14 protein-coding genes and 1 tRNA gene are annotated in these 15,095 nt (G+C 59.4%); 3 read left to right on the forward strand and 12 right to left on the reverse strand.

Annotation, left to right across the window (positions count from 1 at the left end):
* Nucleotides 1-1,394 (forward strand): glycosyltransferase family 61 protein (locus NW820_RS01340; protein WP_414406480.1); only part of this gene is annotated, 1,394 nt, incomplete at its 5' end.
* On the opposite strand, the gene NW820_RS01345 is transcribed toward NW820_RS01340, so the two are convergent.
* The 12 genes from NW820_RS01345 to nifB all read right to left on the reverse strand — a co-directional run bounded on the left by NW820_RS01345 (nt 1,395) and on the right by nifB (nt 13,289).
* Nucleotides 1,395-1,478 (reverse strand) — tRNA-Leu (locus tag NW820_RS01345).
* Nucleotides 1,479-1,634: 156 nt separating this feature from the next.
* Entirely contained in the window at nt 1,635-2,789 is a 1,155-nt protein-coding gene (locus tag NW820_RS01350) for an OFA family MFS transporter (RefSeq protein WP_414406481.1), read from the reverse strand.
* 184 nt (nt 2,790-2,973) lie between these two features.
* Entirely contained in the window at nt 2,974-3,174 is a 201-nt protein-coding gene (nifT, locus tag NW820_RS01355) for a putative nitrogen fixation protein NifT (protein ID WP_011430645.1), read from the reverse strand.
* Nucleotides 3,171-3,434 (reverse strand): nitrogen fixation protein NifZ, encoded by a 264-nt coding sequence (locus NW820_RS01360; protein WP_011430646.1) that lies wholly within the window; start codon nt 3,432-3,434, stop codon nt 3,171-3,173. The genes nifT and NW820_RS01360 overlap by 4 nt, the downstream gene beginning before the upstream one ends.
* Nucleotides 3,435-3,569: 135 nt before the next feature.
* Complete coding sequence (gene nifV / locus NW820_RS01365; RefSeq protein ID WP_414406482.1) at nt 3,570-4,757, reverse strand: homocitrate synthase; 1,188 nt, start codon at nt 4,755-4,757, stop codon at nt 3,570-3,572.
* Between the two features lie 253 nt (nt 4,758-5,010).
* Complete coding sequence (gene nifK, locus NW820_RS01370; RefSeq protein ID WP_414373892.1) at nt 5,011-6,546, reverse strand: nitrogenase molybdenum-iron protein subunit beta; 1,536 nt, start codon at nt 6,544-6,546, stop codon at nt 5,011-5,013.
* 65 nt (nt 6,547-6,611) lie between these two features.
* Nucleotides 6,612-8,075: a nitrogenase molybdenum-iron protein alpha chain gene (gene nifD, locus NW820_RS01375; protein WP_414373894.1), complete on the reverse strand. Its 1,464-nt coding sequence runs from the start codon at nt 8,073-8,075 to the stop codon at nt 6,612-6,614.
* Nucleotides 8,076-8,170: 95 nt separating this feature from the next.
* Entirely contained in the window at nt 8,171-9,049 is an 879-nt protein-coding gene (nifH, locus tag NW820_RS01380; protein ID WP_011430651.1) for a nitrogenase iron protein, read from the reverse strand.
* 277 nt (nt 9,050-9,326) lie between these two features.
* Nucleotides 9,327-10,238 carry a Fe-S cluster assembly protein NifU gene (gene nifU / locus NW820_RS01385; protein ID WP_414355673.1) on the reverse strand — a complete coding sequence of 304 codons (912 nt, stop codon included), beginning with the start codon at nt 10,236-10,238 and terminating at the stop codon, nt 9,327-9,329.
* 56 nt (nt 10,239-10,294) lie between these two features.
* Complete coding sequence (gene nifS / locus NW820_RS01390; RefSeq protein WP_414373896.1) at nt 10,295-11,494, reverse strand: cysteine desulfurase NifS; 1,200 nt, start codon at nt 11,492-11,494, stop codon at nt 10,295-10,297.
* Between the two features lie 39 nt (nt 11,495-11,533).
* Nucleotides 11,534-11,827, reverse strand: a complete 294-nt coding sequence (fdxB, locus tag NW820_RS01395; RefSeq protein ID WP_414398603.1) for a ferredoxin III, nif-specific — start codon at nt 11,825-11,827, stop codon at nt 11,534-11,536.
* A gap of 25 nt (nt 11,828-11,852) precedes the next feature.
* Nucleotides 11,853-13,289, reverse strand: a complete 1,437-nt coding sequence (nifB, locus tag NW820_RS01400) for a nitrogenase cofactor biosynthesis protein NifB (RefSeq protein ID WP_414332068.1) — start codon at nt 13,287-13,289, stop codon at nt 11,853-11,855.
* A gap of 760 nt (nt 13,290-14,049) precedes the next feature.
* On the opposite strand from nifB, the gene NW820_RS01405 reads away from it, so the two are divergent.
* Nucleotides 14,050-14,343: an Asr1405/Asl0597 family protein gene (locus NW820_RS01405; RefSeq protein WP_099813101.1), complete on the forward strand. Its 294-nt coding sequence runs from the start codon at nt 14,050-14,052 to the stop codon at nt 14,341-14,343.
* Between the two features lie 54 nt (nt 14,344-14,397).
* Nucleotides 14,398-14,943, forward strand: coding sequence for a ferritin-like domain-containing protein (locus NW820_RS01410; RefSeq protein WP_414355669.1), 546 nt, complete (start codon nt 14,398-14,400; stop codon nt 14,941-14,943).
* Nucleotides 14,944-15,095: the final 152 nt, after the last annotated feature.

Raw genomic sequence — 15,095 nt, forward strand, 5'->3', positions numbered from 1 at the left:
TTTGCCGAGCGGTGGCAGCGGAACGGAATTGGGTGCAGGCGTGGTGCGAGGGCAGTGGCAGAGAAAGCCCTCTGCGGTCTGGACTGGAGCAGGCATGCAGGGGAGAGGGATCTGCGAGGATCCCCGATTTCCTGTATTCGGCTTGGCGGCAGCGTTGGGCTCCAGAAGGCGTTGCCCTTCAAGCGGACTCTTTTTCCCAGAACACCCCCCCTACAACTGACTTCTGGCCAGTGCCAACCCAAGGCTACCTCACCACCCGACAGTGGCATCAGGCCACGGGCGAAGGGGACTACCAACTGCTGGATCCAGGGGGGGTTCTCTGTCTAAAAGCGCCCCCTGCCGCTGATCCCGACATTTTGCAAAAGTTGCGCCCGCAGCGCATCCCCTTGGCAGAGACCTTTGTCGCCCAGATCCCCCGAGGATCCGTCCACGTGGGCCACTATCCCCGCCACCTCTACGCCAGCTTTGCCAGCGGGGTGCTCACCCGCCGGGGAGAATTGCTCGCCGATCTATCCCTGAGCTTGCCGCCGCCGGAGTTCCTCGACTGGGACTACAGGCCAGATCACCTGCGACACCACCCCCTGCTGGGCTTGCCCCATCTCCCCCCACCGATCCCACTGGATGGCCCCGTTGCCCTCTTGCCCTTGGGAGCGGTCAACTACTTTCACTGGATGGTGGATATTTTGCCTGCCTTGGATATCCTGCGGCGGTCGGGCGCCCTGGAAAAGGACATTCCCATCTTGATCCACGGGTATCAGGGAAAACCCTTTCAGGTGCAGAGCTTGGCCACCCTGGGGATCCCAGCCGAGCGCATCCTCAGCTTTGAGCAGTTGGGGGGATCCCATCTGCAAGCCCAAAACCTGATCGTGCCCTCAGCAGGCGCTCCGGTGGGGTGCTTGACGCCTAGGGGATTGGAGGTGCTGCGGCAACTGGCCCAGCCGAGTTTCTCCATCGACCCCCTGCAGCCGCGGCGGATTTACATCAGCCGTCGGTCTGCCCGCTGGCGGCGGGTGATCAACGAAGCGGAGGTGCTAGCCTGTTTGCACCCTTGGGGATTTGCACCGGTGCAAATGGAAACCCTTTCTCTTCAAGAGCAAATAGCCCTAATGCAAGGGGCAGAGGCGGTGATCGGGATCCACGGGGCGGGCCTGACCAACCTCGCCTTTTGTCCACCCGGCACCACCGTCATCGAGATCTTGCCCAGCAATGCAGTGCTTCCCTATTTTTGGAGTATTGCTCAGGTGGCAGGGTTAAGGTATTTCCCCTTGGTGGCGCCTGTTTGCGATCCGGCTTTGGTGGCTCTTCTTTCCAGCCCCGATTTGGATCGAGAAGATGCCTGGGTTCGGATCCCGGACTTGCTGAATGTGCTGGAACAGACAGGGATCAAGGGATGATGGGATCGGAGGGACTCGAACCCTCACGTTCTTGAGGAACAACGGATTTTAAGTCCGTAGCGTCTACCATTCCGCCACGATCCCAATCTGTCGGCAATAGCCGTACTACTCTACCAAACTGCTTGCCTTGGGGGGGCAAGTCTTTAAGTTGGTTCACCCAGCCCTGCAGTGGAGGGTATGAAGTAGGGGATTGCTGCCCCTGCTGATGGGATCCCTGCTGTGCCCGCTGGCTTGAAGCTCCTACAACTTCTCTTTCAAAAAAACGTTGGCCACCCAGATCCCCACCACCGCCAAGGCGGCCATCCCATAAAAGGTATAGCTATAGCTGCCCAGCCTATCGCGAATTTGCCCCGCGATCATCGTTCCCACCAAGGCCCCAACTCCATAGGCGGTAAACACAATGCCGTAGTTCTGGGCGTAGCGTTCGGGATCAAACAAGCGCAGGGTCAGGGCGGGAGCCATGGCCAGCCACCCCCCCAGGCAAAACCAAAGCAAGGAAAAGGCTACCCAATAGCCCAGAAGGGATCCCTGGGGAGGCAGGAGCATTAGCCCACAGGCCAGCAGGATCAGCCCATAGGATCCCGTAGTGACCTGATGGGGATGTAATCGATCGGCCAACCAGCCAAACAGAGGACGGCTGATCCCGTTGAAAATGGCGAAGAGAGCCACGCTGTTGGCAGCCGCAGTGGGATCCAGGCCGATCAGCTCTTCCCCCACGGGGCCGGAAATCCCAATGGCGCTTAAACCGATCAGAGTGCCGATGGCGTAGCAGATCCACAGGCCATAGAAGGAGGGGTTTCTCAGCAGAGGGAGAGAGCGCCGAGAAGTCAACGGAGAGCGATCTGGGCCATTCGTGGATTTTCTTGGAAAAGGTGAGGAAGGGATCCAATCGGGAGGAGGAAATCTCAGTTGGGTTGCGATCCCCAGGATCACTGCCGCGAAGAGGATCCCCAAAATCAGCAGCGTAGGTCGAACCCCCAGCGCCTCGATCAAGCGGTTGGCTAGAGGAGCGGTAAGCAGGGGGGATAGGCCAAAGCCGATAATGGTGGACCCCACCGCCAATCCCTTGCAATCGGGAAACCAACGGGCTGCCACGGCCATCGGCACCCCATAGGCAACCCCTACTCCGCTACCGGCAATCACCCCATAGCAGAGGGTGATCCACCCAATAGAAGGGGCAAAGCTAGCCAGCCCATAGCCCAAACCCACCAAGCTGCCCCCCAGAGCCAGTACTCGGCGGGATCCCCAGCGGGGGATGACAAACCCTGTGATGGGCATGAGGGTAGCGTAGAACACGAGGGCAACCGTGTAGGGCAGCAGGCTCTCACTGGCCCCAATCCCCAGCTCTGTTTCCAGGGGCTTGCGGAAAATGCTCCAGGAATAGACGGTTCCCAAGCAAAGAAGAACCAGGAGCCCCTGGAGGATGAAAAGCCATCTCCCCATATGGGCCGGTTGTCCATACAAAGTAACGGGGAATCCAACCCTTTTCATGGGTATCTAGAGCTTGTTGGAGCTGAGTTCAACCCATTCTCTCAGCCCTTTCGGGGATAGGCCAACAGAATTTTTAGCCAACCGTTGGCTAGAGGCGTTTGGCCTCTACCGTCTTGGGCAGAGACAAAGGCTCCGGCAGCTCCGGGATGGACAATTCCCAACCGTTGCTCAAGGTGAAAATGGTTTCCCCGGCCTCTGAACGGGTGGCCACAACCGATTCTTCCAGATCTTTTTTGGGAACGTAGACCATCAAATGCCCGTAGGCACTTTCGTGCAGGATGACTTTCATAGCCCTTTCTCCACAAGTTCCAGCTCTTGGGCACGGCACCCCACCACCAAGCCTTTGGCCAAGCAGTGGACGGCATAGACGTAAAACCGTTGTAGAAAGGTGCCAATGGAAATCACGTAACCTTCGTCGCCCGGAACGGCCAAGATTTTCCCCACCGGCTGGCCGAAGAAGGTGCCATCGTTGCGGATGACCTTACGGATGCGGACTTTGTCGCCCAGCTCAAATTGGGGAGGGCGATCCAGCTCCAGTTCGTCGCTCATGGGGTACCTCCTGTGATTTCTGCCAACACTCGACAAAGCTCTTGGCGGGTTAGGCTGCGGCCTACTTGGCGCGCCCGTCGAGACACGGCTGCCAAAATGGCCTGAGATTTGGAAGTTTCCTTTCCGGACAAGCGGTTAGACAACATCGGGATGGCTCTCCTCTGGGATGGGTTCTGGAGTGTGTTGCGCCCATTGCGTCAGCGTTGCGCGGCAATAACGGGCCAGTTCCGCCGGTGGGATCGGATGCTTGCAGTGGGTGACGTGCTGCCGCACCTGTTCCAGGAGCTTTTCCAGTTGGCCAGGTGGGATCTGCTCGACAGGGATCCCCTGTTCCTTGAGGATTTGCAGCAGCAAATGCCGGCCGGAGTGTTTGCCCAACACCAGCCGCCGCTGGCCGCCCACGGCTTCTGGTGGGAAAGGCTCATAGGTCTGGGGATCCCGCAGCACTCCCGCCGCATGAATGCCCGACTCGTGGGCAAAGGCGTTGTCACCGACGATGGCCTTCCAGGGAGGTAGGGGAGCACCGCTGGCCCGCGCCACCTGTTGAGACAGCTCCCGCAGACGGCGGGTATCCACCCCAACATCGATCCCCAAGGTGTAGCGCAAAGCCATCACCACCTCTTCCAAGGGGGCATTGCCGGCCCGTTCCCCCAGGCCGTTGACGGTGGTGTTCACCGACTGAGCGCCGGCGCGGATCCCGGCTAAGGCATTGGCAGTGGCCATGCCCAGGTCGTCGTGGGTATGCATCTCCACAGGGATATCGATGGCCCGCACCAGACGGCGAATCTGCTTGTAGGTGCTAAAAGGATCCAAAATGCCCACCGTATCGCAGTAGCGGAAGCGCCGACAGCCCCAGCTCTGGGCCATTTGGGCCAACTCGATCACCTGCTCCAGGGGGGTGCGGCTGGCATCTTCTGCCCCCACCGAGACCCACAGCCCTTGCTCCAAGGCCATCTCCACGCATTGGCGCAACTGTCGCAGCAGCCGAGGGCGATCCCCTTGGAACTTAGCGGCCATTTGCCGATCCGAGACCGGCACGGAGATGTGGATCCGCTTGAGGCCGCAACGAATAGAGGCGAGGATATCGCTGGGCACAGCCCGGTTCCACCCCAGCAGGTGGGCCCGCAGCCCCAGGCTGAGCATGGCGCGAATGGCTTCCGTTTCCACGGCGCCCATGGCCGGGATCCCCACCTCAATTTCGGGTACGCCAATGGCATCCAAGAGGGCGGCAATGGAGATCTTCTCGGGGATTTGGAAGGCTACCCCTGCTGCTTGCTCCCCATCGCGCAGGGTGGTGTCGTTGATGGTGATAGAGGAATTCATGGGATCCATCCTCCAAGACCTACGGCCCGCCTAGGCAATCGGTAACCGTCGATGGTGCTCCGCACCGCTAGCGGGACCCCGGTTGCGTCAGGGCAATCATGTCCAGGGTAGAAAGCTCAACCAAGTTGCCGCAGAATTCATCAGATTCCTGTAAGGCTTGGCTGTTCCTCTTAGCGGGGTGGAGTCTTTGGAGCAGGGGATCCTTGACAAAGTCCGACAAAGTCCGGCCTTTGGGATCCCGCTGCTCTGGCCATCAACGAATTAAGTCGAAGGAGATGTCGGTTTTGCCGGGGATGATGCTGCGCCGATCGGCCTCATCCAGAATGGTGTTGACAATCCAGTTAAGGAGGTTGAGCGCCCCCACATAGCCATAGGTGGGGTAGCGGTGCAGGTGGTGGCGGTCGAAGATGGGGTAGCCGATGCGCACCAAAGGTGTGCCCGTATCCCGCCACAGGTATTTGCCGTAGGAATTGCCGATCAGCAGATCCACCGGCTCGGTGAACATCAGAGAGCGCAGATGCCAGAGATCCTTGCCCCCCCAGACGGTTGCCCCCTGTCCATAGGGACTGGAGGCCAGCAGTGCCCGCGCCTCGGCTTCGAACTCCTCGTTGCTGTTGGTCACCACCACATGGATCGGCTCCGCTCCCAGCTCCAGCAACAGGCTGAGCAAGCCCATCACCAGATCCGGATCCCCATACAGGGCTACCCGCTTGCCGTGGATCCACGCTTGGGAGTCCGTGAAAGCATCCACCGCCCGGCCCCGTTCGATCTCCAGCTCGGCGGGAATGGGCTTGCCCGTTAACTGGGATAGCTGCATCAAAAACTCATCCGTGCCCCGAATACCCACTGGCCGCGCCGTCAGGGTGGGCCGACCCGAGGCCTCTGCTAGAAACTCCAGGGTCTTGGGCGTGGTGTAGCGCTGGAAGGAAAAAGTAGCCTCGGCGTTGAGGCATTGGGCAGCCGCCTCCAAAGGGGTTCCTCCGGGATACATGTGGAAAGTGCCGTCGTTGGGCGAATCCAAATAGTCGGAGTTGTCCGCCAGCAGGGTCAGCGGGATCCCGAATAAGCCGAAGATGCGCTTGATCTCCCGCAAGTTGCCCATGTAGGTATCGAAACCGGGGATGACGTTGATGTAGCCATTGCTACCCGTGCGGCCCACCGGCTCGGTGAGGGTGCTGAGAATGCTCTTGAGCATGTTGTCGTAGCCGGTGATGTGGGATCCCACAAAGCTTGGCGTGTGGGCATAGGGCACCGGGAAGTTGTGGGGAATAACTCCCTCATTTCTGGCCGTGGTGATGAAGGCTCCCAGGTCATCCCCGATCACCTCCGCCATGCAGGTGGTGCACACGGCGATCATCTTGGGCTTGTAGAGGGCGTAGGCATTTTCCAGTCCCTCGATTAGGTTTTTGAGGCCGCCAAACACCGCCGCATCTTCCGTCATCGAGGTGGAGACCGCCGAAAAGGGCTCCTTAAAGTGGCGGGTGAGATGGGTGCGAAAATAGGCCACACACCCCTGGGATCCATGGACAAAGGGCAGAGTTCCCTCAAAGCCGACAGCGGCGAAGATGGCCCCCAAGGGTTGGCAGGCTTTGGCGGGGTTTACCGTCAGGGCCTCCCGTTGAAAGTTTTTCTCCCGGTATTCCCAAGATTTTGTCCATTCGGCCACCCGGGCCACTTCTTCCGGGGAAGGGAGATCTTCAAAGGTTTGCTTGCACTGCAGAAGCGCCTGATATTCCGGATCTTGAAACAGGCGGGCGTGATCTTTGATGTCTTGGATATCTTGCGGCATGGTCGGTCTCCTAATGAGGGGCAGGGGAAGGAAGGGCCGTTGGCGTCTGGGATCCCGGCGGCAAGCTAAGACTTCCAGGGGGCTTTGACCAGATCCCAGGTGGGGCTATTCAAGGCCAGATCCATATCGCGGGCGAACACGGCAAAGCCGTCGTAGCCGTGGTAGGGGCCGGAGTAGTCCCAAGAGTGCATCTGGCGGAAGGGCAAAGCCATCTTTTGAAAGACGTACTTCTCCTTGATGCCGGAGGCGATGAGATCTGGCTTCAACCTCTTGGCAAATTCTTCAAACTCGTAGCCGGACACGTCATCGTAGATGAGTGTGCCATCGTCGATGTACTGGGTGGTGCGCTTGTAGTCGTCGCCGTGGCCGAATTCGTAGCCGGTGGCAATCACCTCCATGCCCAGCTCCCGGAAGGCCGGGATGACGTGGCGGGGCCGCAGTCCGCCCACCATCAGCATCACCCGTTTGCCCTCCAGGCGGGGACGGTACTTGGCAATGATGGCCTCGCTCTGGGGCTTGTACTTGGCGATCACCTGCTCCGCCTTGGCCTGGATGGTCTCGTCAAACCGCTGGGCGATGGCCCGCAGCGACTTGGCAATTTGGGTGGGGCCAAAGAAGTTGAACTCCAGCCAGGGGATCCCGTAGGTTTCCTCCATGTGGCGGCAGATGTAGTTCATGGATCGGTAGCAGTGGATGAGATTCAGCTTTACCCGAGGGGCAAGCAGCATCTCGTTCCAGGTGCCATCGCCGGAAAACTGGGTCACTACCCGCAGGCCCATCTCCTCCAGCAAAATCCGGGAAGACCAAGCGTCGCCGCCGATGTTGTAGTCCCCAATCAGGGCCACATCGTAGGGGCCGGGCTCAAAGTTGAGGGATCCCTCCTTGGCTTTCTTGTCGGCAATGGGCAGAACCCAGTCCCGCACTGTATCGTTGGCGATGTGGTGGCCCAGGGACTGGGAGACCCCCCGAAAGCCTTCGCAGCGCACCGGTACCACCGGCTTGCCAATTTCTTTGGAAACTCTCTTGGCCACCGCCTCGATGTCATCCCCAATTAGGCCAACGGGGCATTCGGACTGGATGGTAATGCCTTTGGCCAAGGGGAAGAGTTCGCTGGCTTCCACCAAGAGTTTGGCCAGTTTTTTGTCCCCCCCAAACACCACATCCCGCTCCTGAAAATCGGAGGTGAACTGCATGGTGCCGAAGGTGTTCACCCCGGTGATTCCCACGTAGTAATTGCGCCGTCCCGACCAGGAGTAGTAGCCGCAGCCCACGGGGCCGTGGCTGAGGTGGATCATGTCTTTGACCGGCCCCCACACCACCCCCTTGGAACCGGCATAGGCACAGCCGCGAGTGGTCATGACGCCGGGGATGGATTTAATGTTAGATTTTACTCCGCAATCTGCTTTGCCCTCGTCATAGACGTTGAGGTGCTTAGCTCTCTTTTTCTGAGCTTTTTCGGGGTAGGTTTCCAGAACCTCCGTTACGATTTTCCGGGTTTCCTCTTTGAGGGTACTTTTCAGAGTAGTCATGAGAACCTCAGCTATTGGGTGTCATGGATAAAAGCCACAGTGCGAAGGGGGGCTGAGGGAGGAAACCAGCTACCCCCAGCCCGTCTTTTCGGGGATCAGACAGGGGCCAACTCTTTTTCGGTTTTGCCGATGAGGTGGGCGATTTTCTGGTCGTCGTCCAAAACGCCGAACTCTATCAACAACTGCTCCAGCTCATCCATAGAGATGGGGGTGGGGATCCTCAGATCCGTGTTGTTGATGATCTTTTTGGCCAAGGCCCGATACTCGTCAGCTTGGTTGCAGTCGGGGGAGTACTCGATCACCGTCATGCGGCGCAATTCTGCGTGCTGAACCACATTGTCGCGGGGGATGAAATGCAGCATTTTGGTGTTGAGCTTTTCGGCCAGAGCTTCGATCAGCTCGATCTCGCGATCCACTTTGCGGCTGTTGCAGATCAGGCCACCCAAACGCACGCCGCCGGAGTAGGCGTATTTCAGCACGCCGCGGGCGATGTTGTTGGCCGCATACATGGCCATCATTTCGCCGGAGCAAACAATGTAGATCTCTTGGGCCTTGCCCTCCCGAATGGGCATGGCAAAACCGCCGCAGACCACGTCCCCCAGCACGTCGTAGCAGACAAAGTCCAGATCCTCGTAGGCACCGTTTTCTTCCAAGAAATTGATGGCGGTGATGATGCCTCGTCCGGCACAGCCAACACCAGGCTCGGGGCCACCGGACTCCACGCAGCGCACCCCTCGGTAGCCGGTGAGCACCACTTCTTCCAGCTCCACGTCTTCTACGGATCCCCGCTCAGCCGCCAGGTGAAGGACGGTGGTCTGGGCTTTGCAGTGCAACATGAGGCGGGTGGAATCGGCTTTCGGGTCGCAGCCGACGATCATGATCCGCTGTCCCAATTCGGCCATACCGGCAACGGTATTCTGACAGGTGGTGGATTTGCCGATACCGCCTTTGCCGTAGAATGCAATTTGTCTCATGGTTCAGTTCTCCTAATGAAGACTTGAGGAAAAACTTGAGGGCGACTTAAGGGTTAGAAATCTCTTGCCAATGGGCGCAACTGGTCGCATTAGCGAGACGGGATCCTTACTGCAAAGGATTTCAGCTCGCGGGAAGGCAGCCTTGGATCCCTTGGAATCCAAAAGCAAACCGGTTGAACGGTGGGGCTCTCCCGAATCGAGGCAGGAGATGGGGGAAGCGACGGGGAGTAACAGTGGGGCAGATCATAGGGCTCTCAGGCTTATCGAGAATGGGGAACTAGAGGGCATGCACGGTTAAGGTGGGCCACACCTGTTCTTGCAGGCGGGTTTCGATGAGCAACCGCAGGGTGTTTTGCTGGCTGGGGCAGGTGGTGCAGGATCCCTTGAGGCGCACCCACACCTGATCCCCTTCCAGGTCGTAAAGCTCCACATCGCCGCCATCGGCCAACAGCAGCGGGCGAACTTCCTCCTCCAGGACGGCCTGAATGCGGGCGATCTTTTGCAAGGTGGTGAGGGGAGAGGGAGCAGCGGGAGAGGGCTCTGTCTGGTTTTGGGAGTTCCCTTTTGAATTTCTTGAATCTTCTGAAGGGGTTGCGTCAGTCTCGGCCAGAACGGCGGCGATCAGGTCTTCAATCTGGGCCAGGCAGGAACCACAGCCACCACCCGCTTTGCTGTAGGCTGTTACTTCCTCAGCGGAGGTGAGGTGGTTTTCCCGGATCAAGCGGCGGATCTTTTGCTCGCTGACGCCAAAGCAGGAGCAGACCAAAGCGCTGTCATCATCCGTGTGGTCAGGCAGAGGAAGGCCGCGATAGCTGTAGATGGCTGCCTCCAGAGCCTCTTGCCCCATCACCGAGCAGTGCATCTTGGCGGGGGGCAGGCCGCCTAGGTAGTCAGCGATTTGGCGGTTGTCGATCCGCAGGGCTTCATCCAGAGTGAGGCCGGTGATTAGCTCCGTCAGGGCCGAGGAAGAGGCAATGGCGCTGGTGCAGCCGAAGGTTTGGAAGCTGGCAGCCAAGATGCGCTCGCTGGCCTCGTCCACCTTTAAGTAGAGCCGCAGGGCATCGCCGCAGGTGATGCTGCCCACTTCTCCCACCACCACCCGAACACCAGGCTCGGAGCTGGGATCCATCGCCCCTTGGTTTTTGGGGTGGTAGAAGAGTTCCAAAACTTTTTCGCTGTAGTCCCACATGGCTGGATCCTGAGTTGAGGATGCGAACGGTCGAGGGAAGATGAGTTTGAGGGGGGTCAGCGGCGAGCCAGTTCCCGTTCCTGCTGTTGCAGCCAGTCTTCCGCCTCGTGGCTGAAGGGGGAGATGGCCCGCAAATGCTCGATGATCCCCGGCAAAACCTCCAGCACCCGCTCCACCTCTGCCGGCTGGGTAAAGCGAGAGAGGCTGAAGCGGATTGAGCCGTGCAAAACGGTGTAGGGCAGGCCCATGGCCCGCAGCACATGGGAGGGCTCCAGGGATCCGGAAGTGCAGGCGGAGCCGGAGGAGGCGCAGATGCCGTATTTGTTCAGCCAGAAGAGGATCGCTTCCCCTTCCACGAACTTGAAGCCCAAGTTGGTGGTGTTGGGCAGCCGCTGAGTGGGGTGGCCGTTAACCTGGACATCCGGGATCCGCTGTAGCAAGCCCTGCTCCAAGCGATCCCGCAGCAGCCGCTCATGGGGATCCCCCAGGTGGGCTTGGGCCAGCTCAGCCGCTTTGCCCAGGGCGATGATGCCCGGCACATTTTCCGTCCCGGCGCGGCGGCCTCGCTCCTGATGCCCTCCCAGCAGCAACGGACGGAAGCGCAAGCCCCGCCGCACATAGAGAGCGCCGATCCCCTTGGGGGCATGCAGCTTGTGCCCGGAAAGGGTGAGGAGATCCACCGGCAGGCGCTGCAGATCGAGAGGGATCTTGCCCACCGCCTGTACTGCGTCCACATGGACAACAGCCCCATAGCTGCGAGCCAGGGATCCCACCGCCTCGATGGGGAAAAGCACGCCCGTCTCGTTGTTGGCGGCCATGCAGCTCACCAGGGCAGTATCGCCGGTCAGGGCTGCTTCCAACTCCAGCAAGTCCAGGCAGCCTTGCTCATCCACCGAGAGGTAGGTGACGCGGTAGCCTTGTTTTTCCAGGTGCTTGCAGACGTTGAGCACCGAGGCGTGCTCTACCTGCGTGGTGATGATGTGGCGCTTCTGGGGTTGGGCTGCCAAGGCTGCATAAATGGCCGTGGTGTTGCCTTCGGTGCCGCCACTGGTGAAGACGATCTCCGTCGGGTCGGCTCCCAGAAGGGCTGCCACCTGTTCGCGGGCTTGGTTGAGGGCACGCCCCACCTGGCCGCCAAAACTGTGCATCGAGGAGGGGTTGCCGTAGAAGGTCTGCAAATAGGGCAGCATCGCCTCCAGAACCAGGGGATCCACGGCGGTGGTGGCGTTGTTGTCCAGGTAGATCACGGGGTTCATACAGGCTCCGAATCGATACAAGGTAGGGGTTGGGCAACGTTAAACGGCTTGCGGAGCGTGGGAATGGCACTGCTTTGGGCAAATGCGGGCGCAAGCCTGACAGCCGATGCAGAGGGCGGCATTGAGGATGGTCATCACTTTGCGCTCACTTTCTTCTTCCTCTTCGTTTTCGACAAACTCGCCGTCTTCGTTGAGGGCTCTGAGGGCGAACACACCCCGGCCACAGACCTTGAGGCAACGGCTACAGCCGAGGCAGCGGCTGATATCCAAGCTTTCGATAAACTGTGGGATCCAGGGCAGTCCGCCTTTGGTGAGAGCAGTTACAGTAGCCATAGCCGCGTCTCCAAAAGATGAGGTCTCAAGATCGGGAAGATTTGCTGTCCAGGGCCTGGTTGACCAACCAGGTGCGGTAAAACTTGAGGGCCACCGTTTCGATGAGGTCGTAGTCTTCCACCACTTCGATGCCGGCCTCGCGAATACGCTTCATGGGGCAATCGCCGATCTTGGAGACCAGCACGGCTCGGCAATCCCTGATGAGATCCAGGATTTGCTCTAGGTTGTTGTCCTCCCCGGATCCCCCGTGGCAGTACTGCGGGATCTTGCGGTGGCCGACAAACTGCGCCCCACGGGCGTTGACCTCGTAGATCAAAAACTCCCGCGCATGGCCGAAGTGGCGATTGACCAAGCCACCGCCTTTGCTGGCCACGGCCACCAGGATGGAGGGGCTGTCGGGAGGCAGGTCGGCTGTCCAGTGGGTCGGGGCTGCCTGCTGCTGAGCTTGCAGTTGGGCAATGCTTGCCTGTACCTGGCGGCGTTTTTCGGGGTCGTACTCGGGGGTCATCTGCATAAAGCGCTCCTTGGTGAACTCTTGGCTGCGGTCTTCCCCCAGAAGGCCCACCGCGTCCGCCCGACACTGGCGACAGTGGCGCATCATCCGCATGTTGCCGGAGCACCGATCTTGCAGGGCTTTCAACTCCTGAGGGGTGGGGCCCCGCTGGCCGATAAGGCCGAAGTAGGTGCCGTGTTCAGGCGCCGAGATCAGGGGCATGATGTTGTGCAAGAAAGCCCCTTTCTCCTGGATCACCCGGTTCACTTCCAAGAGGTGGGTGTCGTTGATGCCGGGAATCAGGACGGAGTTGACTTTGCAGAGGATGTCTGCCTCCCGCAGCAGATCCAGGCTTTCCATCTGCCGTTCGTGCAGGATGCGGGCTGCCTCCACCCCTCGAATGCGCTTGCGCCGCCAGCGGATCCAGGGGTAGATCTTGGCTCCGATCTCTGGATCCACCATGTTGATGGTCAGGGTGACGTGGTCGATGTTCAGCCGTTTGATCTCGTCGATGTAGTCCGGCAACATCAGGCCGTTGGTGGAAAGGCAAAGCTTGAGATCCGGAGCTTTCTCGGCGATGCGGGCAAAGGTTTCGAAGGTTTGCTTGGGGTTGGCCAAGGGATCCCCAGGCCCAGCAATGCCCACCACCGTCAGTTGCGGGATCTTGCCGGCAATCACCAGCACTTTGTGGGCGGCTTCCGCCGGGGTAAGCAGCTCGCTGACCACACCGGGCCGGCTCTCGTTGGCACAGTCGAACTTGCGGTTGCAGTAGTTGCACTGGATGTTGCAGGCGGGGGCTACCGCCACGTGCATGCGGGCGTAGTGATGGTGAGCCGCTTCGCTGTAGCAGGGATGGGTGGCGATGCGTTGCTGCAGATGAGGGGGGAGAGCCTGGCGGGGGCTGCTGCTGCAAGCGCAGGCCGATGGGGAAGGGGATCCCTGGCGGGGCGGAGTTGAAAGGGGCGGCATAGTGGGGTCAACCAGGGGATAGAACGTTACTGGCGGTTATATCAACCGCCCTCTGCCCGCTCCGTTGCACTCAGCCCGGTAGAACTGATCGAGTTTATTGGCTTTGTACTCAAGACCTGCAAAGCCTGATGGCAGGCCAAATCCAACTTTTTTTAGGGGTCAAGGGTCTGGTTTTTCAAGGCCGGGGATGCCGTATTTTGACCCAAAGGGGCGGGGGATCCGGCTGTGGGGAGGATCCCCGGAATCCCTGATTCGACAAGGGCTTGGGGCAATGCTTAAGAAATACTAAAAATCTGCTCAGATGCACTCAAGCGCCGCAGCCTCGGCTGCGTTTTGCATCAATTGCTACGATTTAATATCGTATCAGCCCAAAAGTGTATTGAAAATAGCCGTTTGAGTTTGAGGAAAGATCCCCCTGGGGCAAAGTCCTCGCCAAGGCAGTAGGGACTATTGCGCCGATGGGCTGTCGGATTTTCTTGTTCTGGCAAGGGGGATGTACTCGCTCAAATACCCATACCCTTCCCCGAAAATACTGGATCCCTGCGGGCAAAAGACTCAACCCCCTGCCCTCAGAAAAACTTTTTTTGCCCTCTGGGCCAAGCTTCCAGGGTTTGAGTACATCGGCAATAACTCAATCAATCCTGATCGCCCGCTGCCAAGCCTGAGCCACCGCAGCCGCTTGCTATAAGCGGGGGAACAGAAACCCAACGGTTCTGCCCCTCTGTTGAGACTCGCCCCCTGCTTCCCAACCGGTGAGCTTATGTCCCCCCTTGTTTCTCCCCCACCGAAAACGGCTGAAGTGCTGCAGGTGCCCCGTTGCGATCGCTGGCGGATTCTCTACCGTCTGCAGGAGCTGGATTTGACCTGTGGCTGTACCCCGACCGGCCAACTGTGGGTGATGATTCGCACCCCCACCGAAGCCCTCCTCGTCCACAGTGTGCTCCGCCTTTTCACCCTCAACCGCTCTGGCTGGCTGAGTTGGTTGGATCGCTGCTGGTCTCTCCAGACCTGGGATCCCCCTGAGAGATCTGCAGGAGGGGATGACCACCCCTGAACCTCTGCCGTTTGCCTTCTTGCTTCTCCTGTTCACCTCGTTTTGGTAGCGCCAATGACCACTCCATCCCCCTCAACTCGCTCCTTCCAACAAGTCCGAGACAACCCCGTTCACCTGGGACGGGAGATCACGGTTCCCATCTGCGAGGGCCTCAACCTGGCTTGGGCCAGTCTTCAGGGGCTGTATTTGCAGTATCTGAAGCACCATCTGGTTGTCGAAGGAGCAGAGTTCTACTCAATTCACCAATTTTTCAACGAAAGTCTACAGGAAGTTCAGAACCACGCCCATGAGGTGGGGGAGCGCCTGAACGGCCTGGGTGGGATCCCGGCCTCCAGCTTTGCCAAGCTGGCGGAGCTGTGCTGCTTCAGCCCGGAAGGGGACGATGCATTGGCCGTGCGGCCCATGCTGGAAGCGGATTTGCGGGCCGAGCAAAGCCTGATCGATCTGCTGCGTCGCCAGGCGGCTCTGGCGGAAAGTGTTGGGGATCGCGCCACCCGTCACCTCTACGAGCAGATTTTGCTGCAGACAGAAGAACGGGCCTTTCACCTGGCCCACTTTCTCGCTGCCGACAGCTTGGTTTTGGGCTTGTCCCCACCCTAGCCTGCCCATTCACGCCCACCTCTCGTTTTGGGAGACTCTGCCATGCTTACCCCCGATCGGGCGCCGCTGCTCCAGTTTTTGCAAGTCGAGCTTGGGATCCCGGAATCCGCCCTCACCTTCGCCCTGAAACGGCATGGGTGTGAACAGGGCCC

The organism is Synechococcus sp. R55.7 (assembly GCF_047461955.1).
GTDB lineage: Bacteria > Cyanobacteriota > Cyanobacteriia > Thermostichales > Thermostichaceae > Thermostichus.